The organism is Micromonospora nigra (assembly GCF_900091585.1).
GTDB lineage: Bacteria > Actinomycetota > Actinomycetes > Mycobacteriales > Micromonosporaceae > Micromonospora > Micromonospora nigra.
Genome location: NZ_FMHT01000003.1, coordinates 5,121,548 through 5,143,479, shown reverse-complemented (window position 1 = coordinate 5,143,479; position 21,932 = coordinate 5,121,548). Strand labels below are relative to the sequence as shown.

Genomic DNA, 21,932 nt, shown 5'->3' with positions numbered 1-21,932 from the left:
AGGGCACCGACCGAGCATGGGAGACCCCGTGAGCGAGACCGTCGAGACCGCCGCCACCGACACCCTGACCGCGAAGCCGGCGACCATCCGGGCCTGGGCCCGCGACAACGGCCACGCGATCGGCGAGCGCGGCCGGATCCCGGCCAGCGTGAAGGCCGCCTTCGAGCAGGCGACCGGCAACAAGGCCGCCTGAGTCGACGTTCCGCAGACAGCCCCCGGCGTGATGCCGGGGGCTTTTCTGTGCCCGCTGAACACCCGCCCCGCCCTCGGCCCACTCCCCTTGTGTCCCTGCCTGCTCGACGGAAGGCCGCCCCTGTGACCCTGACCGAATTCCTCGACCGCCTGAAGGCGACCGACGACGCCGACGGCTGGCTTGCCGTCTGCCCGGCCCACGCCGACAGCCGCCCGTCCCTGCGGGTCGCCGTGGGCGAGTCCGGCGCGGTGCTGCTGAAGTGCCGGGCCGGCTGCTCGACGGTCGACGGCGAGCCAGGCCGGCTGCGCCCCGGCGCGGTGCTGCTCGCGCTCGGTATGTCCGTCGCCGAGCTGCACAACATCGACACCACCGACGCCCCGACGCGCGCCCGGTCGACGTCGACCCCGGCCAGCCCTGCGGCGGTGGCGGCGCTGGCGGCGCAGCTCGACCGGTGGGCGGCGGCTGCGGCTGAGCCGACGGACGACGCTCGCGCGGCTGCGGAGTACGCGGCGACTCGCTTCGGCCTGTACGCCGCCGACTTCGCCCGCCTCGGCCTGGGCCTCGCGACCGACCTCGGCGGCGGCCCCCGCCTCGTCGTGCCCTTCCGCGACCGGGACGGCGTCCCGCGCGGCTACCAGGCTCGCGCGCTCGACCCGAAGGCGAAGGTTCGGTGGCTGGGCGCGAAGTCACCCGAAGGCGAATCCTGGGCGAAGGTCGGCTACCTCCCGGGCGAAGCCGGCTGGGCCGAACTGGTCGTCACCGAGGGCCCCGGCGACGGGCTGACCGCGTGCGCGACCGGCTATGACGTCGCGTTCGTGCGCGGCGCGGGGCTGGCCGCGTCCGTCGCGGACGAGGTCGCCGCGCTGGCCGACGGCCGCCCGGTCGTGGTGTGCGGCGACGCCGACCCGTCCGGCGACCGCTTCGCCCGGGTGCTCGCGGCCGAGCTGGCGAAGCGGGGCCTCTCGGCGCGGACGGTCCGGCCGCCGGTCGACGGCGACGACCTGACCGACTGGCGGAAGCGGCACCCGGACGGCTTCGCGACGGAGTTCATCCGGGCGGTCGTGTCGGCCCAGGATCCGGGCGGGCTGAAGAACCGCCTCGACGCATGGACGGACGCCGACCTGACCGAGGTCGCGTCCGCCCGCCGGCTGCGGGACCACCTCGAAGAGACCGGGTCGGGCGTGCGGTTCTCGCCCGAGGCGGGGTTCTTCATCCTGCGGGACGGCGTGTGGAGGGCGGACAAGCTCGACGAGGTCCGGACCGCCGCCCAGGACGTCGCCGCGTCGATCTGGGCCGAGGCGTTCGAGCTGGCCGAGGCGCTGAAGGAGGTCGCCCAGGCCGGCGACAAGGCCGACGCGAAAGAGCTGGGCGCGCGGGTGGCGAAGCTGAAGGCGTTCGCGAAGGCCGCGAATAGCTCGAAGGGCATCGACGCGATGGTGCGGGAGCTGAAGGCCCTTCGCGGCGTGGCCGTCGACTTCGAGGCGTTCGACCGGCATCACCACCTGCTCGCCGCGCGTAACGGTGTGATCGACCTGCGGACGGGTGAGCTGCGCCCTCACGACCCGGCGCTACTGCTCACCCGCATGGTTGACCTCGACTATGACCCCGCGGCGTCCGCGCCGAGGTGGGAGGCGTTCCTTCGCGAGGTGTTCCCGCACGCCCGTCACTCGGGCCTGCCCGGGTACCTGCGCCGGCTGGTCGGGTACGGCATCACGGGCGAGACCGGGGAACAGTGCTTCGTCGTGCACTGGGGACAGGGCGCGAACGGTAAGAGCGTTTACACGGACACGCTGACGGAGGTCTTCCGCGAGCTGGTCGTGACGACGCCCTTCGCCACCTTCGAGGAGAAGCCGTCCGGTGGCATCCCCAACGACCTCGCGGCGCTGAAGGCCGCGCGGTTGGTCTTCGCCGCCGAGGGCGAGCAGGGCAAGCCGATGGCCGAAGCGGTGCTGAAGCGGGTCACGGGCCGGGACAGCATTTCGGCGCGGTTCATGCGGAAGGAGTTCTTCGAGTTCCGGCCGACGTTCCTCTTGCAACTCGCGACGAACTTCAAGCCACAGTTCCGCGGGCAGGACGAAGGTCTGTGGCGGCGCGTGAAGCTGATCCCCTGGGAGCGGTATTTCAAGCCCGAGGAGCGCGACCACAAGCTAGGGCAAAAACTGCTCGCTGAGGCCCCGGGCATCCTCGCCTGGGCGGTGCGCGGCGCGGTCGAGTGGTACCGGGACGGCCTCGGCGACCCGGACGCGATCCGCGACGCCACCCGCGAGTACCGGGAGACATCCGACGCGCTGGCAGGACTGTTCCCGGGAACGTTCGTCATGGAGGCCGGCGCGAAGATCACTGCCCGGGTGGCGTGGGACGCCTACCGCCAGTGGTGCGAAGACGAGGCCCTTCCGGCGCGGGAGCGCTGGACGCGGCGTGCGTTCTTCGGCGAGTTGGAGGCCCGGAAGGCGACGAAGAAACGCGCCAACATCGGCGTCGTCTTCGAGGGGATCCGCCTCGCGCGGCCGTCCGACCACACGGCCGAAGAAACCTCGACCGAGGAAAGAACACCTGCGGGTCCGCTGGCCCACTCCCCTAGTGACACCCCTTCCGCCGGGCCGAGCCTCGACGACGTTTTCTAGGAGTACCCGCATGGAACGCAAGCCGTATCGGATCTTCGTCGCAGGCGACGACGTCGCCGAAACGATCGTCTCGCTGACCGAGGCCGAGGCCGACGCCTTCGCCTTCGTGGCCGACCTCCTCGACGAGGCGGGCCGCAACCGCCCGGGAGCGCCGTCGCTGGTGGTCGAGGAGGTGGCCGCGTGACCACCCCCGCCGACGACTGCGGCGTCACGGGCGGGTGCCAGGCGTGTCCACTGTTCGCCGCGAACGTGTGCGGCGACCCGGGGCCCGGTCTTCCGGACCACGCTCCACGGCTGGCCGAGCAGGCAGCACAGCCACGAGCATTCCGGCGGGCCGAGCCCGACTGGGGGGCGCTGGTCGACGCCTACCTGACTCGCGAGCTGGCGCGGCTGCTGTACCCGGCCCGCTTCTCGGTGGCTGGCGACGGCACCGCGACCGACCGGCACGCGCCGCCGGCCCTGGTCTGTCGGAACCACGGCGACCCGTGGCAGTGCCCGAGCGCCCCGCTGGCGTACGGGTGCGGTCCGGTTCCCGAAGGACAGCAATGGCCGGATCCGTGCGGAGTGTGCGCGGGCCGGGGGTGCCCGGACTGCCCTGCCAACGACCTGACCGCCGTCGCCGAGGCGGCGGGGGTGCTGGTCGACCCCGACGCCCCCGACGTCGACCCGGCCGAGCCGACGCCCGAGGGGGCTGGGTGCTGCGGGGGTGGGTGCGGTGGCTAAGCCGGTCATCCGCGTGACGCTGGTCCGTCGCCGATGGGTGGCGTGGAACGGCCGCACGGTCGCGCCGGAAACGATCGTCCGCGAGTTCGACGACGAGGCACGCGCCGCGTCGTGGTTCACCGAAGATTCCTACTTCGCCGAGGGCTACACGGAGTCGGCGACCTGGGAACGCCTCGACTAACCCACCCCGACCCGCTGAAGGGCCGGCTCTCCCGTGCGGAGGGTCGGCCCTTCCGCCGTACCTGAAGGGAGTCCCATGCGGACCCTGACGCACACGGTTGCCGGCTCGACGGTCGGTATCCATTTTCCCGAGCGGCGCGAAGACCTCGACGGCTTCCGCGCGTTCCTGGCGGGCGGTGACAAGGTGCTCGCCTTCGACACCGAAGGAATCGGTCTGGACGTTTACACGCCCGGTCACCGGCTGCGACTCGCCCAGTTCGGTAACTCGCGGGAGGCGTGGGTGCTGCGGACTGACCTCTTCGCCGAGGAGGCCGCCGCCGCGCTGCGCCAGCCGCGCCCGTTCGTGATGCATAACGCCCCGTTCGACCTCCTGACCGTCGACCGGCACCTAGGCGTGCGGCTGGAAGACCTCGGGGCCCGGACGTTCGACACGCGGGTTCTGGCTCACCTCCTCGACCCGCGGGCCCCGCAAGAGGGCGGGATCGGCCTGGGTCTGAAGCCGCTCAGCGCGGTGTACGTCGACCCGGACGCGCCGGACACGCAAGAGGGCCTGACGGCGGTCTTCCGGTCGCTCGGGCTGACAAAGGCGACCGGCTGGGCGGGCATCCCGGTCGATAACGAGACCTACGTCAGGTATGCGGGCCTCGACGTGATCCTGACGCACCGCTTGTTCCGCGAGCTGGGCCCGATGGTTCGTGACATCGGCCTCGACCGGCTGAGCAAGTTCGAGCATCACCTTCAGGTGTTGCTCGCGATCCTGCAACGGAAGGGCTTCCGGCTGGACGTCCCGTACGTCGAGCGGCTGAAGGCCGACCTCCTCGGCGAGGCCGAGCGGGGCCGGGCGGTCGCCCGCCGGTACGGCGTCGAGAACGTCAACTCGACCGCCCAGGTCGCTGCGGCGCTCGAAGCGATGGGCGAGAAGCTGACCGAGCGGACGGCGTCCGGCGCGACGAAGGTCGATAAGGGGGTGTTGCTGCCGCTGGCGGACCTCTCGCTCAGTTGGGAACGCCTCGACGTACGGACGCCGAACCCACTCGCGGATGCGGTGCTGCGCTCGAAGCGGGCCGAGAAGTGGGCGGTTGCGTACGCTGACGCGTTTCTGACTCTGCGGGACGCCAACGACCGGCTTCACCCGTCGATCGGCGCGCTTCAGGCCCGGACCGCGCGCATGTCGATCAGCCGGCCGCCGCTTCAGCAACTCCCGTCGTCGGACTGGCGGGTACGGCGCGCGTTCGTTGCGGACCCGGGGCAGAGCATCATCGCGGCCGACTACCAAGCGGTTGAAATGCGGGTGCTCGCGGCGCTGTCGGACGACGAGACGATGAAGCGGGCTATCGCCGAGGGCGTCGACCTGCACAGCTTCACGGCTGAGCGGGTCTTTGGCCCGGACTTCACGAAAGCGCATCGGAAGATCGCTAAAGCCGTAGGTTTCGGCAAGGTGTACGGGGGCGGTGCGGCGACGATCTGCCGGCAGACCGGCGCGGATCTGGTGAGCGTGAAGCGGGCGCTCGCGGCGTATGACGCGACGTTCCCAGGGATCAAGCGGTATTCCCGCCGACTGATGGAGCGCGCCGAGTTCGGCAGGCGCGAGGTCGTGACGCCGTCCGGGCGTCACCTCCCGCTCGACCGTGACCGTCTGTACGCGGCGACAAACTACGTCGTTCAGTCGACCGCTCGTGACCTGCTCGCGCAGGCCATCGTGGACATCTTCGCGGCGGGTCTCGGCGACCACCTGTTACTGCCCGTGCATGACGAGTTGATCGCCCAGGCCCCGACGGCGGACGCCGAGGAGGTCATTCGGGAGGTCGGCCGAGCGATGGAGAGCACATTCTACGGCGTGCGCATCGCCAGTGACCCCGAGGTGTACGGCCCGAGTTGGGGCCACGGGTACGGCGCTCCGGAGTGACCCGCGACGGGTCGAACACCTGTACGATGCTGACCTTGACGAGAGCGGGGAACGATGACACCTGCTGAACTTGACACCGACCGCGACGCCGTCCGGATGGCTGACCTCGTGTCCCGCTTACGGGACGAGCTGGACGCGTTGACATCCGTCCTCCCGGCTGCGATCGACGCTCAGTGGACGGCCGCGCCGGTCGCTCGGCCGAGAGATGATACGTCCGAAAGGATGAAAAACACTCGGTCTGACCCTACGGCGGCGGTCGTGCTAGATCCGGACCGCTTGCGCCTGCGGGAACAGGTTGTACGCTCGGCCCGAGTGCTTCACGGTGGGACTATTGCCCTACGGGAAGCGCGGCGGGCGCTGGTCGACGCGCTCGCGCCGTGGGACGGGGAGGACACCGGAAATGGCTAGCCGCTCAGAGGTCCCCGCGCCGGTCCCGCCAGCGGGACTCACCCCGCGACGGGCCTACCTCCTGGGGCCCTCCCACGGCGCTCACGCCGACCGCGCGGCACGGTTCCGGGCGGCGGTCGGGGCACTCACGGCGGCGGGGTTCACGGTGCACGCCCCCGGGGCCTCCGCGCCCCCGGACGACACTGCGGCGTTACTCTCCGTTGTAGACGCCGACCTTGACGCCCTCGCGGCGGCGGACGTGGTCGTGACGCTGCCCGGGTCCGCGGACCTCTGGGAGCTTCCGATCGCTGGGGCGCTCGGCATCCCCGTGACGTCCTTCGATGCGTGGGCGGGCCGCAGGCAGTCAGCCTGACCTAGCAGCGCAAACAGGCCCCGGGGACTGCCTCGGGGCCTGTTTGCTGCCCACTGACTGACCGATCAGCCTGGGCGGGTCAACCGTCCGGTCAGGACGCACCCACCAGTCAGCCTGACATCGCCGAATCTTTTCGCGTTAAACGTTCAACGTCGTAGTGTCGTTGACAGAGCGCAACTCGCACACCCGTTCGAGGCAGGCCGGCGCACGCCCGGCGGTCTCCGCACGCCCTAGGAGGGCACCGAATGTCCACTATCGCCCAGCTTTGGACTGGTACGCCGAAGCCGATCCGCGACGCCGCCGAGGAGGCCGCCGCGATCCGCGACGCCCAGGCAGGCGACAACGCGGCGACGCTGCGCCTGTTCTCGGCGTATCAGCCCGCGCTGCGTGCCGCCGTCCGGGCGGTCACGTCGATCCCGGCCGACGACGCCCGCCAGGCCGCGACGGTCGGCTTCCTGCTGGCGGTCCGGGCGTGGCAACCCGACGCCGACGGCGGGGGCCGGCTGGCGGGCATCATGCGCCAGCACATCGCGGACGCACTGGCCGAGGCGACCGGGGCCGCGAATGGAGGCTTCAGCGTCCCCGACCGCACCCTGAAGCGGTACTTCGGGATCCTGCGCCGCGCCGGGGGTTGCGCGGTCGCGGCCGCCGAGCTGGCCCCGTCGTTCGAGATGGCGTCCGACACGTTCTGGGCGGTGTGGGCGGCGGTGAAGGCTAACGGCAGCCTCGAAGAGGCGCTTGCCCACGAGCAGGAAACCTACGTGTCCCCGATCGGCGACCTTCCTGCGCCGCGCGGGGTGGCCGACGCCGAAGACCGGGTGTTGTGTGAGGCCGCGTTCCGCGCGGTGACGGACGTTGAGCGCGACGTCTGCCGGCTGGCCTACGGCTTCGCAGACTTCGACCCGCAGCCTGACGCCGAGATCGGCGCTCGCCTCGGCGGAATGCCGCGTCTGAAGGTGCAGCGGACCCGCACCCGTGCGCTGGCGAAGATGGCCGACGCTTTGGGCGCGTGACGTTGAACGTTCAACGCTGATACCCGGGCCGAGGAATTTCTGAACACCTCGGCCCGGCCTGGCCCACTCCCCTTGTGTCAGCAAGATCCCACGAAAGGCAGTGCACAATGGACGTCTTCGAGACCGACAGCTTCCCCACCGCGCCGGACGCCCGCGCCGACTATGACTGGCTGGACTTCGACGCCCGCGACGTACTCGACGAGTCGTACGCCGACGACCTGCGGGCGGCCCTGACCGGTCTCCCGGCACGTCCGGGGACGCTGCGGTGATCCGCACAGCGCTCGCGCGCCTGCGCCGCTACTTCGCCGAGCGGCGCGAGGCCGCCCAGGTGCCCGCCGGGTGGGACGCCCCGCAGATGCGCGACGAGTTGGCACGGATCGTGCGGGAGCACACCGCCGAGCGCGCCCAGGTCACCCCGCGCACCCTGCCCGAGCCCCCGCCGTACACGCCCCGGCACGCAGCCGGCGAGGAGGCCAGCCCGACGCCCGGCTACCAGCCGCGCCGGGACGGGTCGCAGTCCGTCGAGGACACGGGGCACCTCCTCGACTTCCCGGCGTACTACCGGGCCCACGGCCGGCAATCGCTGCGCCAGTGGCAGGCCGAGCGGATCGCCGAACCGTGGGGGTTCCTCGTCCAGTACCCCGAGAGGCCGACCCGTGACGACCGCGACTGACCACGTCGCCCGGCTCGACCCGCTCATTCGCATCATGGCGGCTGAGCGGGTCGCCCCGTCTCTGCGCGCCGACGCCGAGCAAGAGGCGCGTATCGCGGTGTGGCAGGCCGCCCAGGCGCACGCCGACGACCCGCGCCCGCTCGGGCCGCTGCTGACGGTCGTTGCCCGGCGGGCGGTGCGGGCGGTTGCGGTTGGCCGTCCGATGACCGGCGAGCAGGGCCGGCGCGGGGTGACGCGTGACCCCCTGCGGGTCGGCGGGTGGGCCGAGGTCGACGCCGACCGGGACGGCGACCCGCAGGCAGACCACGCGGACGCCGTCGCGCTGCGGGTCGAGGTCGCCCGGGTGCTGGCGACGTTGGCCCCGTGGGAACGGGCCTTCGTCGTGCGCTGGCTCCTCGACGACCGGCCGATGGTCGAGGTCGCGGCCGAGTTGGGCATGAGTCCGGGCGGGTTGGCGAATGCCTGGTCACGGCGGTTGCGGCCGATGTTGGCGGCGGCGCTGGCGGATCTCGCAAACTCGGACTTGCGTTGAACGTTTAACGTGGCCTAGACTCTGTTTACACGCCCCGCCGAACGAAGGAGCCCCCCGAATGACCACGAAGCGCCCGACCCCCGCCCAGGCCCGTGCGATCCTTGCCCTGATCGAGGCCGACCGCCCGGTTAACCTCGCGGGCGTCGCACACCGAAACACCCGCCGGTCACTGATCCCGAACGGCTGGGCCGCTGATGTCGACGGCCTGTACACGGTCACCGACGCGGGTCGTGCGGCGGTCACCCGCCAGGTGGTCGCCGAGGTCGCCGAGCCCGCCTCGACCGAGCAGCCCTTGGCGACCACTCCGGCCCGTAAGCCGACCCGGGCGCAGGCCAACGCGATTCGGTGGGCCGCGCGGATCGACCACACGATCTTTCCGCCCCGGGGCGACGTGCTGGACAAGGTCGAAGCTGCCGGGTGGGTAACGGCAGAGGACCGGGGCGGGGCGTCGCTGCACTGGTCGGCGACCGCCGCCGGCCTGGCCGCGATCGGTGCCCGCCCGGAGGACGCCGGACGGGGGCACGACGTCGAGCAGGCGCACGTCGAGGCCCGGATGGAGGACGCGCTTCGCACGAACCGGCGCGAGCGGGAAGCCGGCGCACGTATCGCCCCGGACATGATGCGCCGTTCCGGTCGGACGGACCTTCCGGCCCCGACGGGCGGCATGGCCGACGGCGTCGCCGAGCTGCGGCGGGGCCTGGCGTGGCTCGGCGAGCGTAGGGCCGAAGCCTCGGCGGACCTGGTCGCCGAGGTCGCCCCGGCCCCACTCACCGAAGAGGTTCCCGCCGCCACGATCGCCACCCGCGAAGCCTGGCTGACCGGCGCGGTCGACGCCCTGCGCCCGATCTTCGCCGAGCACAGCGCGACGATCCCGGCCGTGCGGGTCTCCGTCGGCTGGCCGGGTGTGTCCAGCCGGAAGGGCCTGAACAAGGTCATTGGTCAGTGCTGGGCTTCGCACACCACGGCGGACAAGACGCCGCAGGTGTTCGTGTCGCCCGTGCTGGCGGACGCCGGTCAGGTGCTCGAAACCCTCGCCCATGAGCTGATCCACGCATGGGACGACTGTAAGAGCGGCCACAAGGGCGACTTTCGCAAGCTGGCGAAGCGGATCGGTCTGACCGGCAAGATGACCTCGACCGTCGCGGGCGACGACCTGAAGGCGAAGCTCGACGAGATCGCCGCGCAGCTCGGCCCGTACCCGCACGCCCGGCTGTCGGCTGGCGACCGGGCCGGGCAGGGCGAGAAGAAGCAAACGACCCGGATGATCAAGTGTGAGTGTGCCTGCGGCTACCTTGCCCGGACCTCGCGGAAGTGGCTGGACGAGGTCGGGGCCCCGATCTGCCCGCGCTGCCAGACCGAAATGCCGATCTGCGACTGACGCCCGCGCGGGGGCCGGGCCTTCCGGTCCCCGCTTCCCTTTCCTGAAAGGACCATCCCCACGATGGAGATGACCACCGCAGGCAAGCTGACGCCCGGCACGCGGGTGTACGTCACGATGGACCTGCACACCCCGGCAGCGTTCGCCAGCGGCCCGGACGGGGGCCGTGCGGCCGTGGTGACCGCGAACGAGAAGGCGGGTCGCCGCCGGCTGATCCGGACGGACCTGGGCGACATCGAGGCGGGCGCGACGACGAAGGTCGTCCTCGCCCCGCCGGTCGACCCGGATCCCACGCCGGACCCCGACCCGGTCCCGCCGCCGGCCGCGCCCGAGACCGCGACCGTGACCGCGACCGTCAACCTCGACGCCGCGGGCCGGCTGACCGCCGACAGCAGGGTCACGGTGTGCGAGCGGTCAACTGTGGTCCCTAAGCACGCGGGTTACACCCCTGACGGCATGCAACCCGTCCCCGGGGCTGCCCTCGCTCCGGTCCGTCTGCGCGCAGCGCTGACCGAGCTGGGTTACGAGCCCGCGTCCCGCTGGACGCTGAAGGACGGCACCGCTGTCTGCCAGGTCCGCCCGGCAGCCTGACGGCGCACGTAGACGCCCCTGACCTGCGGGTTCGTGGTCGGGGGCGTTTACACGTTGCGTTAAACGTTCAACGTGGTGTACCGTTCTCCTCGTAAGCGAGACCACCCCCACCGAGGAGGACCAAAAATGACCACCATCATCCGCGACCAGGCCGGTTTCACCTTCGTCGCCATCGCTGGCGACCTCACCATCACCCACGCCGAGCGGGGCGGGATGGTCACCGTTCGCGGCGGGGTGTCCCCGCAGGACGAGCAGACCTGCGACGTCCTCGACTCCGCGCACCGCGTGGTCGCCCGGGTCGTCTACTGCGCGCCGTGGGCGGGCATGCGCGCCGCCTGGCACCTCTTCAGCCTGACCGGCGAGTTCGAGGGGGTCGCCTACGGCCCCGAGCTGGCCGAGCGGCTGTTCCCGCTCGCCTGACCCCTCCCCTGCCGGGGGCCCCGCCGCCCCCGGCTTGCTGACCCCCGAGAGGACTCCCCGCGGAAAAGCACTTCGCCCACCCGAAGGGTTTCGGCTCGGTCACCGTTCGCGAGGTCGTGACGATCGCAGCCGACGGCGCGGTGCCCGTCCGCTTCGAGGTCACGACCCCGACCGGGTACCGAGCGATTCTGCCCGCGTGCCCGTGCGAGATCGAAGACCCGCGCCGCAAGCCGTGCGCCCTGCGGTACGGGCACGGCAAGAGCGTGAAGGGTGCCGACGGCTGCGACGGGTCGAACAGTGTCGCGAACGGACGCTGCCACGACTGGCACTGGCCGAGCGCCGAGCGCTTCGCGCGGGACGTCCTCGCCACCTTCGGCACCGGCACGAAGACCCGCACGACGCAGACCGTCGGCGTCGCCCGCGGGTCGCTGTACATCGAATCGTCCCTCCTCGCCTGGCCGTCGGCCTGACCCCGAAAGGACTCCCCATGTCTCCCACCCCCACCGGCCGCGGCTGGGCCTACTTCGGCGCGATCCTCGGCGGCGCGCTGTCGATCGCCGCGAACGTCGCCCATTCCTACATCGCTGGTGACCCGTCGTGGCTGAAGGTGGTCTTCTCCGTCGCCTGGCCTGTGCTGCTCTTCGTCGGTATCGAGGTGTTGGCGCGGGTGGTGTTCCCGCGCGGTATCGGGTACGCCGCGCTGCGGTTCGTTGGCGTCGGCGGTGTGGCCCTGGTCGCCGCAGTGGTGTCCTACCGGCACATGTCGGGGCTGTTCGAGCATTACGGGGAGGATCCGGTGACCGTCGCGTACGGGCCGCTGGCGGTAGACGGACTGCTCGCGGTCTGCTCGGCGGCGCTGATCCTGACTGCGAACAAGCGCGGGCGGGTTGCCGAGGAGTCGCCCACCGAGGCCGATTGGGACGAGTGGGCCGAAGAGCTTCGCGTGCCCGCTGAGACGAATGCTCAGCCCATCGTCGAGCCAGCCCCAGCCGACGCCACCCCCGAGCCGGTAGAGCCCGTCAGCAACTCACACAGCGGGCAGGACGAGGCCCCGGAGCCCGAGGCCCCGACTGACCCGCGCATGGTGACCGCGCTCAACAACTTCGCTCCCCTGCCCGAGCCCGGCGACCCGAACCGGTACCCGGAGATCCGCCGTCGCGCCGAGGCGTTCAACGCCGAGAACCCCGCCCGGTCGCAGGCGAATATCGCTGAGCTGATCGGTGTCCCGCGCCGGACGCTGCGCGATGCGCTCGCCGCGACCGCCCCGAAGCCGGCCGACCCGCCGAAGCTGCGGGTGCTGACCACGCAGCCGAGCTGACCCACCCCGCCGGCCCCGTTCCCTGCCTGGGAGCGGGGCCGGCTCGCGTTGGACGTTCGCTGTGACCGGGCGACGTACAGAGCCCTGGGCGGACTACCGCCGCATGGGCGGGAGTTGGAGGAGGCGTACCAGGCCTGGGCCAGCGGCCCGTCCCGCGCCGCCCACGCCTCCGCGCCCGGTGAACAGCAGCGTCCCCCGGTCGCCTCCGGAGCCACCCTCCTGGAGTTCGAGGTCGTCCAACAGGTCACTCCCGCTCGCGACCGGAGCTAGATCCTCCGCCCCGGCGTCGCACCACCACGCCGACAACCGCCCCGACCCGGAGCGGGCCGCGTCGATCCGGGGCTGACCCCGAGACCACCGCTGGTCCCGACATAACGCGCGCATGCTACCCGGCGATCAGCCGCGCCACCGTCACACCTCGACGAGGTGGGGCCAGCGGTCGGGATCGGCCCGCATCTCGGCGAGGAGTTCCGGACGGATGTCGGAGAGGCGGCGGACGTGGGAGTTGCGCAGCCAGTGGACGATCCGGTGGGCGACGTCCGTCGCGGTACCGCCGCGTCGCCAGCCGACGGTCACCCGCACCTCGACGTCCTCGGCCAGTCGCACCGCGTGCACGGCCGGACCAGGGGCGAAGGTCGCGCTGGTCAGGGCGACCGCGAGGCCAGCCTCGAGGAGGCGCCGGGCGTACATGGTGTGGGGAGAGGTGAACTTCACCGCGGGTTCGAAGCCCGCCGCCCGGCACAGTGCCAGTACCGAACTGTGGTTGCGGCTACCCACCGCACCGGTGATCCAGTCCTGGTCTGCCAGCTCGCCCAGCCCCACCGACGACCGCCCGGCGGCGAGTCCCGCCGGGAGGAAGGCGTACACCGGGTCGGCGAACGCGACGGTGGTCTCGTGGTCGGCGGGCACCGGCAGGCGAACCATCGGAAGATCCAGATAGATACAGATGTCGGCCTGACACATCGCCCGGGTCCACACTCGGTTGGGTATGTCGATGACATGCTGGCGAACGTTCAGACCATCCGCGGAAAGCGCGTCGATGAGGCCCAGGAACCCTATTTCGACGGCCAGTTCGAAACCCGGCACGGTCACGGGTCCGTCCGGAACGTCACCCGGCCGGCTCCTGGACAACCGGGCGACCGCCTGCTCAAGCAGAGCCATCTGCGGCAGCAGTTTGGCCAGCGGCGCCGTACAGAGCACCCCGGTCGGATCCCGGACGAACAGCGTGGTTGCCCACCGTTCCTCGACGCGGGACACCTTGGCACTGACCGAGGACTGTGGCAGCTGCAGTCGACGGGCGGCCCTACTTATCGACCCGGCCGCGACCACCGCCATGATCAGCTCGACGTGGGCCAGTGACACCTCGTCGACGCCGAGGGACCCGGCGATCCGGTCCAGGGCTGTGACCGCCTTCTTGGCCGGGCCCACTGCGGCCTGGCCCCGATCGGTCACCGCGTAGCCATCCGTTTCGGAGTACCGCAGCCATCCGGCTGCCCCCGGACCGCACAGGCGCCTGAGTCGCCGACGCACCGTGGTCGCACTCACTCCCAGGTCCTCCGCGAGGGCCGGTACGTCAACGCCCTCCGCCACCCCGAGCAGCAGCCGCAGATCCCCACTGTCCACGACTGGAGACTGTATGCCGAGCGGCCTGCGCCCTCCACCCACTCGGAGCGGGGTCCGACCGGGCGGAGGGCGCTGATCCGTTTGCCGCCCCGGGCACCGAGCGGCCATGCGCCCCCGGCAAGGCCGGCCCGGCCCGGCGCCACCACGGTTGGTATGGGCGCCGCACCTCTTTGGTATTCCCTCCGAGCAACCGGGATCTGCTCCAATAAATCTGGCAGCAGGTGACGCCGGCAAATAGTCAGAGCGTCCGGCCCGGCACTTGTTGAATCACCACTCCGGTAGTTCCATCCCGGTGCCGCCGAGGCTCGACCGAGCCGGTGGCGAACCCTCCCACATCTCCGAAGGGATCCTCCATGTCAGGAAGGCTGAGTGGCAGAATTGCGGCCCTCGCGATTCTGGGGCTCTTGTCCACGCTCGTCGTGGCGGTGGCGCTGCCGGCGGCGAAGCCCGCTGCCGCCAACGCCATCACCCGTACCTGGACCGGCGTCGTCGACTGCTTCGGCAATGTGAAGAGCACCGGCCTGAAGGTCTACAAGAATGAAAAGGTCTCGGTGAGCGCGTCCGGCCTCTGCTACTTCTACAGCGGCCGGCCGTCGAACCGGACGCCGGGCGAGGGCCTGCACTCGAGGATCGGCACCACGGACTTCACCTACGGCGCCCCGGTCGCCAAGACCGCCACGACCTGGGGCACGCTCGCCTTTTTCTTCGGCGACAGCCTCTACAGCGACAACTCCGGGTACGGCTACACCGTGACGGTCACCATCACCTCCCCCACCTCACACAACTGCGGGGGCTCCACCAACCTGAGCAGGGCGCAGGCCAGAAGCCTCGCGAGCAGTTTCGGCCTGACCGGTGACAACTACTGGCGGTTCGTCAACGACCCGTGCAACAGCGTCACGTTCGTTGCGGGCACGACCTCCAAGTACATCGCCGACGACCCGCGCGGCAGCGCACCGATCGCCTCCGCCGGAGGCACCATCTACGCACCCTGCAAGATCGCCACCTACACGTTCCCAATCCTGGCTGCCTTCCTCGGCAGCTACCGTGAAGTAGCGCGCTACGACATGAAGACCGACTTCTGCTACCACAACTCCAAGGTGTTCAAGCGCTCCGGAGGAGCGCCGAACCCGGCGGTCGTCCAGAACATCCGCCTGACCGTTCTCGGTGAGGCGTTCGGCATGGAGCACGTGAGCACGAGCCCTCCTCTGGCTGGCTACCGCACCTGGAACAACCAACCCGACGGCCGGTTCTTCACCCAGTTGTCGACCACCTGGAAGACCGCCGAGTTGCCGATCGTGAGCTGGTTCACCGCCGACCGGGCCTACCGGACCTCGACCCAGGTGGTCTACGGCAACGGTGACAGCCGGGGCTACTTCGGCAACTACGTCAGCTGACCCCGCACGTGTACCTGATGGGTCCGGGCGAACTGCCCGGACCCATCGTTCGTCTGTCACTGTCACCTGTCACCATCGATGCCGAACCAGTCCGCGATGGCGGCAGGTGGGAGACGCTCAGGGAGCGCGCGAGGAGAGCAGGCTGGCGAAGGCGATGACGTTGTCGGCGTAGCCGGTGCCTCCACCGACCCAGTCACCGCCGCAGGTGATCAGGCGGAGGCCGGGCGGACCCTCGTCGCCGTACACGCGCTCGGCGGGGAGCCGGTCCTTGGGGAAGTGCTCCACCGAGTCGACGCTGAACACCACGACCGATCCGTCGGCCCGGGTGACCTCGATCGGGTCCCCGGGGCGCAACCGGCCCAGGTCGTGGAAGACCGACGGCCCGCTCCTGGTGTCCACGTGCCCCACGATCACCGCCCAGCCTGGCTCGCCCGGGGTCGGCCCCCGGTCGTACCAGCCGGTCTCGTGATGCCGCTCCAACGGCGGGACGGCGATCGAGCCGTCCCGGGCCTGCCCCACCGGGGCGACCGGAGCGCGTACGTCGATCGCCGGCACCGCGAGGCTCACCGGTCGGCTCGCGGCCATCGTGCCCGCCCCGCCCGAACCGCCGGTCTGCGCCCGGTGGCCGCCGGAGGCCGCCCAGTCCAGTGGGCCGACCGAGCGGCCGAGGCCCGCCCCGGTGGCGAAGACGCCGACCAGCACCAGCAACACGGCCAGCGGCACCGACCAGGGGCTGCGCCCACCCTCCCGCCGTCGTCGCGCGGCCACGCCCGGAGCCGGGGTTCGGGAGGTGTCCATGTGGCCCCTCAGCCCCTGGCCGCGCCCCGGGACCGGCGCGAGGCCGCCACGCCGAGCACCACGCCGGTGATGGTCAACGCCAGTCCGCCGGGTACGAGCAGGCCGCCGGTGACCCCGCCGGCCGCGCCGCCGAACCCGGTCGCCGGGCCCCGGCTCGGCTTCACCTGGCGGACCACCTGCACCATGGTCGAGGCCGTCTCCCCGCCGCGGCATTCCAGCTTGACCCGGTAGTTGCCCGGCAGGGTCCGCTCGTGCACCTGGGCGGTGCCGGTCAGCAGCCCGCGCTGCGGATAGACGGCCACCCGGCCGAAGGCGTCCGACACGACCGTCGCGCCGACGGAGTTGTCCCGGCAACTGGCCCGCAGGCCGACCAGGTAGCCGGGCTCCACCATGCTGGGGCTCACCTCGACGAAGACGTTCGGCCCGGGGACGGGCTGCGCGGCGGGGGCCGCGAACCGTGCGGCGCCGGCCAGCGCCGGGGCCACGGGCAGCGCGGCGGCGACGAGCGGACCGGTGAGCAGGGCGGCCGCCGTCAGCGCCAGGCGTACGCGGGTCACTGGCACGATGCCCCCTTCCGGCGCGCCGGAGCTGTGGCCGGACGCCGCCCGGACGCCCGGTCTGCCGTACGGGGTGGATTCTCCCACCCCTCGTCGTACATCACATCCGATCGGCTCCGGCCGTGGCGTACGCTCGGTTTGCTGTGACCTCCACCGACCCGAGCCCCACCGCCGTCCGCGCGTCGCACCCCGCGCGGCCGATCCGCACCTTCCACCCGCGCCGCGGCCGGATGACGACCCGGCAGACCGACGCGTTGGCGCGGCTCTGGCCGCTGCACGGGCTGACCGTGCCGGGCGGCGACGCCGCACCTGTCGACCTGGCCGGGCTGTTCGGCCGCCGGGCACCGGTGGTGTTGGAGATCGGTTCCGGAATGGGTGACACGACCGTCGCGATGGCCGCCGCCGACCCGGGTCGAGACTATCTGGCGGTCGAGGTGCACACCCCGGGAATCGCGAACCTGTTGGACCTCGCCGAACGCCGGGCCCTGACCAACGTCCGGGTCGCCGAGGGGGACGCGTTGGACCTGGTCGCGGGCCTGCCGCCCGGGTCGCTGGACGCGGTGCACGTGTTCTTTCCCGACCCGTGGCCGAAGTCCCGTCACCACAAGCGGCGGATCGTCCAACCCCGGCACGTGGCACTGCTGCGCTCCCGGCTCGCCGCGGGCGGGGTCCTGCACTGCGCCACCGACTGGGCCGAGTACGCCACGGCGATGCGCATGACCCTGGACGCCGATCCGGGCCTGGTCGCCACCCACGAGGGCTTCGCCTCCCGCCCCCCGCACCGTCCGGTCACCAAGTTCGAGCGTCGGGCGATCGTCGCGGGGCGGCCCGTCGCGGATCTGATCTACCGCCGCGCCTGATCCGGCGCGGCGTGCCGGCGCACCGCCCGGTGCCGGCGCCGCCGACGAGCCCGCCCCGGTCGACAGGCGGCGGACGGGTTGGCGCGTAAGGGTGTGCGCCAGGCACGATGGGGGCGCCATGACTCTCACCGCCGCGCTGCCGAAGAGCGCCGACCCCGACACCCTGTTCGACGCGTTCGCCGGCTGGGCGTCCGAGCGCGGCCTCGACCTCTACTCCCACCAGGAGGAGGCGGTCATCGAGATCGTCTCCGGCGCCAACGTGATCATGAATACGCCGACCGGTTCCGGCAAGAGCCTGGTGGCGATCGCGGCGCACTTCACGGCGCTGGCCGACGACCGCACCACCTTCTACACCGCGCCGATCAAGGCGCTGGTGTCGGAGAAGTTCTTCGCCCTGTGCGAGGTGTTCGGGGCGGAGAACGTCGGCATGCTCACCGGCGACGCCAGCGTCAACGCCGACGCCCCGATCATCTGCTGCACGGCGGAGATCCTGGCGAACCTGGCGCTGCGCGAGGGCACGCGGGCCGACGTCGGCCAGGTGATCATGGACGAGTTCCACTTCTATGCCGAGCCGGACCGGGGCTGGGCGTGGCAGGTGCCGCTGATCGAGCTGCCGCAGGCGCAGTTCGTGCTGATGTCGGCCACGCTCGGCGACACCACCCGCTTCGTCGACGACCTGACCCGGCGCACCGGCCGGCCGACCGCCGTCGTCCGCTCGGCCGAGCGGCCGGTCCCGCTGCTCTTCTCGTACGCGATGACGCCGCTGCACGAGACCCTGGAGGAACTCCTGCAGACCAAGCAGGCCCCGGTGTACGTCGTGCACTTCACCCAGGCCGCCGCGCTGGAACGCGCGCAGGCGCTGATGAGCGTCAACGTCTGCACCCGGGCCGAGAAGGACATGATCGCCACCGCGATCGGGAACTTCCGGTTCACCTCCGGCTTCGGCAAGACCCTGTCCCGACTGGTCCGGCACGGCATCGGGGTGCACCACGCGGGCATGCTGCCCAAGTACCGCCGCCTGGTGGAGACCCTCGCCCAGGCCGGCCTCCTCAAGGTCATCTGCGGCACCGACACGCTCGGCGTCGGCATCAACGTGCCGATCCGCACGGTGCTGTTCACCGGCCTGTCCAAGTACGACGGCGTCCGGACCCGGCTGCTCAAGGCCCGCGAGTTCCACCAGATCGCCGGGCGGGCCGGCCGAGCCGGGTTCGACACCCTCGGCCGGGTGGTGGTGCAGGCACCCGAGCACGTCATCGACAACGAGAAGGCCCTGGCCAAGGCCGGCGACGACCCGCGCAAGCGCCGCAAGGTCGTCAAGAAGAAGCCGCCGGAGGGTTCGATCGGCTGGGGCGAGCCGACCTTCCAGCGCCTGGTCGAGGCCGAACCGGAGCCGCTGACCTCCAGCTTCCAGGTCAGCCACTCGATGCTGCTCAACGTCATCGGCCGCCCCGGCGACGCGTTCGCCTCGATGCGGCACCTGCTCACCGACAACCACGAGGACCGCGCCGCCCAGCGCCGGCACATCCGCCGGGCCATCGCGATCTACCGGGCACTGAAGGCCGGTGGCGTCGTCGAGCAGCTCGACGAACCGGACGAGGCCGGCCGGCGGGTCCGGCTCACCGTCGACCTCCAGCTCGACTTCGCCCTCAACCAGCCGCTGTCGCCACTGGCCCTCGCCGCGATCGAGCTGCTCGACGTCGAGGCCCCCTCGTACGCGTTGGACGTGCTGTCGGTGATCGAGTCGATCCTCGACGACCCGCGTCAGGTGCTCTCCGCCCAGCAGTTCAAGGCCCGCGGCGAGGCGGTCGCCGCGATGAAGGCCGAGGGCATCGAGTACGAGGCCCGCCTCGAACTGCTCGACGAGGTCACCTGGCCCAAGCCCCTCGCGGAGCTGCTGGACGCGGCGTACGAAATGTACCGGCAGGGCCACCCGTGGGTCGCCGACCACCAGCTCTCCCCCAAGTCCGTCGTCCGGGACATGTACGAGCGGGCGATGACCTTCACCGAGTACGTGCAGTTCTACTCGCTGACCCGCTCCGAGGGCCTCGTGCTGCGGTACCTCGCCGACGCGTACAAGACGCTGCGGCAGACCGTTCCCGAGGACGCCAAGACCGAGGAGCTGGTCGACCTCATCGAGTGGCTGGGCGAGCTGGTCCGGCAGGTCGACTCCAGCCTGATCGACGAGTGGGAGCGGCTGCGCAACCCGTCCGACGTGGCGGACGTGGCCTCGTCGCTGGACGACCGGCCGGCGGCGGTCACCCGCAACGCCCGAGCTTTCCGGGTGCTGGTGCGCAACGCGCTGTTCCGTCGGGTCGAGCTGGCCGCGCTGCGCCGCTGGGACCTGCTCGGCGAGCTGGATGCCGCGTCCGGGTGGGACGCCGACGCGTGGGCCGACGCGCTGGAGCCGTACTTCGAGTCGTACGACGCGATCGGGGTGGGGCCGGACGCGCGCGGGCCGGCGCTGCTCATGATCGAGCAGGGCCGGGAGCGCTGGACGGTGCGGCAGATCCTCGACGACCCCGACGGCGACCACGACTGGGGCATCAGCGCCGAGGTCGACCTGGCCGCCTCCGACGAGGCCGGCGCGGCGGTCGTGCGGATCACGGACGTCGGGCAGCTGTAGGAACTTCTTCGAAGGGGCCGTCCGGGATGCCCGGACGGCCCCTTTCCTACCCTGGGCGATGTCAGGCCCGTCGATTAGAATGTATGTACTAATCAGGTTCCTGACCTGGGAGGAAGCCCGTGACCACGCCCGCCTCCACCCCCCTCACGCCGTACGCGACGCTGCTCGGCTTCACCCGCTACGTCGACCGCACCGGCCCCACCAAGGCCACCTTCGTCGGTGGCCTGCGCCGGCAGCGGGCCAGCCGCTCCGGCTTCAACCCGCACGGCCAGTTCGTCAAGGCGCTGAAGGCCGACATCGCCTTCCACACCGGCGGCACCCACCTGGAACAGGTGGTCGATGTGGTCAAGCCCCGCTGGCGTCCGCTCTACCAGGCCCTGGTGCCGGGCGCGACCGCCTGGCTGCGTTCCCTCGGCGAGCCCCGCGGCGTCGACCTGGCCCAGACCCGCGATGCGATCGCCATGCTCGGCGATCTGCCCGTCAAGATCAATCCACACTTCGGCGTCCGGTACGCCGACGGTCACGCCGAGGCCGTGCGGCTGCACTTCGACGAGGCGCCGCCGAGCGGGGAGGCGGTGCTGGCCACCCTGCACCTGATGGCCCGACACATGGACGCGATGCTCCCGCACGCCACCCCGGTGCTGGTCGACGTGCGGCGCGGTCAGGCCCACCGCACGCCGGCCGGGGCGAAGACCGACGAGATCGAACGCTGGCTCGCCGGCGAGGCCGCCGCCTTCCGCTCCATCTGGTCCACGGCCGCCTGACCAGTGCGAACGGTCGGCCCCCGGCCCGGTCCGCGGCTCCACGCCGCGTGCCGGGCTGCGGGTACGCCCACAGGTGGTGACAGGACCGTCCTCCCTTGGACGGTCCCACCCCGCCGGTCGCCTAGCGTTTCAGGCATGACGGTCGCTGACGGCGGGTCCCGCCGCACCCTGTTGTTCTCGGCGCTGATCGCCGGCGCGCTCGGGCTCGGGCTCGTGGCGGTCGGCTGGTGGCTGCGCGACTGGGAGTGGAACACCGACCGATGGCGCTTTCTCGACCCGTCGTGGTTGGGCGGGGTCGTCATCACCGGCCTCGGCCACCTCGCCATCGGCCGGACCGGATTCAAGATCGGCCTGTTGGTGCTGGGGGCGGCAGCCGGCGGCGTGGTGTGGCTACGCCAGCGCCGGGGCTCGGGGGCCGAATCCGACCAGGATCCCCCGTCGGGCGGGTGACGAGGCGGGTCGCCCCGGTCAGGGCGTCGGCGTCCCGGCGGCGGGCACACCCGTCCCGGGCGACAGGTCGGCGATCGGCGCGACGCGCAGCGCGTCCAGCGGGCCGACGATCAACCGCAGCGACGGGAAGTGGTCCCGCAGGAGTTGCCGGCACCGGTGACACGGCGCAAGCACCTCCCGCCCCCGGTCCCCCACGGTGACCATCGTCTCCAGGTCGGTGACGCCCTGGGTGGCGGCGGCACCCACGGCCACCAGTTCCGCGCAGGCCCCGCCGCTGGCGTGGCGGACGTTCACCCCGGTGAAGACCCGCCCGTCGGCCGTCCGCGCGGCGGTGGCCACGGTGTGCCGGTCGCTGCGGCAGCGCAGCTTCACCACGGCGGTGGCGGCCTGCACCAGCGCCCGATCGGTGTCACGCATCGTCATCGGCGTCCCCGTGTCCGTTCCTGGCCCGTCGGTCAACATTAGACCGCCGAGCATCGGCCCCCGACCGCCGGCAGCCGCCCGACGACCGCCGAACCGCCGAACCGACCGACCGCCGGACCGCCGGACCGA

General features: G+C 71.7%; 26 protein-coding genes. 22 read left to right on the top strand and 4 right to left on the bottom strand.

Features of this window, described 5'->3' with window-relative positions; genetic code table 11:
• Positions 1-28: 28 nt before the first annotated feature.
• The 17 genes from GA0070616_RS22500 (at position 29) to GA0070616_RS22425 (ending at position 12,581) form a co-directional block, all read left to right on the top strand.
• Positions 29-193 carry an Lsr2 family DNA-binding protein gene (locus tag GA0070616_RS22500; protein ID WP_217628223.1) on the top strand — a complete coding sequence of 55 codons (165 nt, stop codon included), beginning with the start codon at positions 29-31 and terminating at the stop codon, positions 191-193.
• A gap of 122 nt (positions 194-315) precedes the next feature.
• A complete protein-coding gene (locus GA0070616_RS22495; protein ID WP_091086771.1) occupies positions 316-2,817 on the top strand; it encodes a phage/plasmid primase, P4 family in 2,502 nt (833 codons plus the stop codon).
• Positions 2,818-2,827: 10 nt separating this feature from the next.
• On the top strand, positions 2,828-3,001 hold the full coding sequence (locus GA0070616_RS28325; RefSeq protein ID WP_175440180.1) for a hypothetical protein: 174 nt from the start codon (positions 2,828-2,830) through the stop codon (positions 2,999-3,001).
• Positions 2,998-3,540, top strand: a complete 543-nt coding sequence (locus tag GA0070616_RS22490) for a hypothetical protein (RefSeq protein WP_091086768.1) — start codon at positions 2,998-3,000, stop codon at positions 3,538-3,540. The genes GA0070616_RS28325 and GA0070616_RS22490 overlap by 4 nt, the downstream gene beginning before the upstream one ends.
• Positions 3,533-3,721 (top strand): hypothetical protein, encoded by a 189-nt coding sequence (locus tag GA0070616_RS22485; RefSeq protein WP_139128976.1) that lies wholly within the window; start codon positions 3,533-3,535, stop codon positions 3,719-3,721. The genes GA0070616_RS22490 and GA0070616_RS22485 overlap by 8 nt, the downstream gene beginning before the upstream one ends.
• A 75-nt stretch (positions 3,722-3,796) precedes the next feature.
• Entirely contained in the window at positions 3,797-5,626 is a 1,830-nt protein-coding gene (locus tag GA0070616_RS22480; protein WP_091086761.1) for a DNA polymerase, read from the top strand.
• A gap of 54 nt (positions 5,627-5,680) precedes the next feature.
• A complete protein-coding gene (locus tag GA0070616_RS29495; RefSeq protein WP_091086757.1) occupies positions 5,681-6,034 on the top strand; it encodes a DUF7169 domain-containing protein in 354 nt (117 codons plus the stop codon).
• A 597-nt stretch (positions 6,035-6,631) separates the two neighbouring features.
• Positions 6,632-7,399 (top strand): hypothetical protein, encoded by a 768-nt coding sequence (locus tag GA0070616_RS22465; RefSeq protein ID WP_091086751.1) that lies wholly within the window; start codon positions 6,632-6,634, stop codon positions 7,397-7,399.
• Between the two features lie 107 nt (positions 7,400-7,506).
• Positions 7,507-7,668 carry a hypothetical protein gene (locus GA0070616_RS28320; RefSeq protein ID WP_175440179.1) on the top strand — a complete coding sequence of 54 codons (162 nt, stop codon included), beginning with the start codon at positions 7,507-7,509 and terminating at the stop codon, positions 7,666-7,668.
• Positions 7,665-8,072: a hypothetical protein gene (locus GA0070616_RS22460; protein ID WP_091086748.1), complete on the top strand. Its 408-nt coding sequence runs from the start codon at positions 7,665-7,667 to the stop codon at positions 8,070-8,072. Before GA0070616_RS28320 ends, GA0070616_RS22460 begins: the two co-directional genes overlap by 4 nt.
• Positions 8,056-8,604 carry a sigma-70 RNA polymerase sigma factor region 4 domain-containing protein gene (locus tag GA0070616_RS22455; RefSeq protein WP_091086745.1) on the top strand — a complete coding sequence of 183 codons (549 nt, stop codon included), beginning with the start codon at positions 8,056-8,058 and terminating at the stop codon, positions 8,602-8,604. The genes GA0070616_RS22460 and GA0070616_RS22455 overlap by 17 nt, the downstream gene beginning before the upstream one ends.
• 58 nt (positions 8,605-8,662) lie before the next feature.
• Positions 8,663-9,982: a SprT family zinc-dependent metalloprotease gene (locus GA0070616_RS22450; RefSeq protein WP_139128975.1), complete on the top strand. Its 1,320-nt coding sequence runs from the start codon at positions 8,663-8,665 to the stop codon at positions 9,980-9,982.
• A 63-nt stretch (positions 9,983-10,045) separates the two neighbouring features.
• Entirely contained in the window at positions 10,046-10,573 is a 528-nt protein-coding gene (locus GA0070616_RS22445) for a hypothetical protein (protein ID WP_091086738.1), read from the top strand.
• Between the two features lie 126 nt (positions 10,574-10,699).
• On the top strand, positions 10,700-10,993 hold the full coding sequence (locus GA0070616_RS22440; RefSeq protein ID WP_091086734.1) for a hypothetical protein: 294 nt from the start codon (positions 10,700-10,702) through the stop codon (positions 10,991-10,993).
• A 116-nt stretch (positions 10,994-11,109) separates the two neighbouring features.
• Positions 11,110-11,463 carry a hypothetical protein gene (locus tag GA0070616_RS22435; RefSeq protein WP_091086731.1) on the top strand — a complete coding sequence of 118 codons (354 nt, stop codon included), beginning with the start codon at positions 11,110-11,112 and terminating at the stop codon, positions 11,461-11,463.
• Between the two features lie 17 nt (positions 11,464-11,480).
• Entirely contained in the window at positions 11,481-12,311 is an 831-nt protein-coding gene (locus GA0070616_RS22430) for a DUF2637 domain-containing protein (protein WP_091086727.1), read from the top strand.
• Positions 12,312-12,425: 114 nt separating this feature from the next.
• Positions 12,426-12,581 carry a hypothetical protein gene (locus GA0070616_RS22425; RefSeq protein WP_281188344.1) on the top strand — a complete coding sequence of 52 codons (156 nt, stop codon included), beginning with the start codon at positions 12,426-12,428 and terminating at the stop codon, positions 12,579-12,581.
• Positions 12,582-12,722: 141 nt separating this feature from the next.
• Here GA0070616_RS22425 and GA0070616_RS22420 read toward each other — a convergent pair whose 3' ends face one another.
• The gene (locus GA0070616_RS22420) at positions 12,723-13,934 is read right to left on the bottom strand and encodes a LysR family transcriptional regulator (RefSeq protein ID WP_175440178.1); all 1,212 of its coding nucleotides are present in this window, start codon (positions 13,932-13,934) and stop codon (positions 12,723-12,725) included.
• A 404-nt stretch (positions 13,935-14,338) separates the two neighbouring features.
• On the opposite strand from GA0070616_RS22420, the gene GA0070616_RS22415 reads away from it, so the two are divergent.
• A complete protein-coding gene (locus tag GA0070616_RS22415; RefSeq protein ID WP_091086719.1) occupies positions 14,339-15,328 on the top strand; it encodes a hypothetical protein in 990 nt (329 codons plus the stop codon).
• 117 nt (positions 15,329-15,445) lie between these two features.
• Here the strand turns inward: GA0070616_RS22415 and GA0070616_RS22410 are convergent, their stop codons facing one another.
• Positions 15,446-16,126: a class F sortase gene (locus tag GA0070616_RS22410; RefSeq protein ID WP_091086716.1), complete on the bottom strand. Its 681-nt coding sequence runs from the start codon at positions 16,124-16,126 to the stop codon at positions 15,446-15,448.
• Between the two features lie 8 nt (positions 16,127-16,134).
• Positions 16,135-16,692 carry a hypothetical protein gene (locus GA0070616_RS22405; RefSeq protein ID WP_091091397.1) on the bottom strand — a complete coding sequence of 186 codons (558 nt, stop codon included), beginning with the start codon at positions 16,690-16,692 and terminating at the stop codon, positions 16,135-16,137.
• A gap of 134 nt (positions 16,693-16,826) precedes the next feature.
• Here GA0070616_RS22405 and trmB point away from each other — a divergent pair, with 134 nt between their 5' ends.
• From trmB to GA0070616_RS22385, 4 genes are all read left to right on the top strand, one after another.
• Positions 16,827-17,543, top strand: coding sequence for a tRNA (guanosine(46)-N7)-methyltransferase TrmB (gene trmB / locus GA0070616_RS22400; protein WP_091086712.1), 717 nt, complete (start codon positions 16,827-16,829; stop codon positions 17,541-17,543).
• 118 nt (positions 17,544-17,661) lie between these two features.
• Positions 17,662-20,166 carry a DEAD/DEAH box helicase gene (locus GA0070616_RS22395; protein ID WP_091086709.1) on the top strand — a complete coding sequence of 835 codons (2,505 nt, stop codon included), beginning with the start codon at positions 17,662-17,664 and terminating at the stop codon, positions 20,164-20,166.
• Positions 20,167-20,285: 119 nt separating this feature from the next.
• Positions 20,286-20,930, top strand: coding sequence for a hypothetical protein (locus GA0070616_RS22390; RefSeq protein ID WP_091086704.1), 645 nt, complete (start codon positions 20,286-20,288; stop codon positions 20,928-20,930).
• A 135-nt stretch (positions 20,931-21,065) separates the two neighbouring features.
• Positions 21,066-21,380: a hypothetical protein gene (locus tag GA0070616_RS22385; RefSeq protein WP_091086700.1), complete on the top strand. Its 315-nt coding sequence runs from the start codon at positions 21,066-21,068 to the stop codon at positions 21,378-21,380.
• An 18-nt stretch (positions 21,381-21,398) separates the two neighbouring features.
• On the opposite strand, the gene GA0070616_RS22380 is transcribed toward GA0070616_RS22385, so the two are convergent.
• A complete protein-coding gene (locus GA0070616_RS22380) occupies positions 21,399-21,797 on the bottom strand; it encodes a cytidine deaminase family protein (protein ID WP_245712859.1) in 399 nt (132 codons plus the stop codon).
• Between the last annotated feature and the right edge of the window lie 135 nt (positions 21,798-21,932).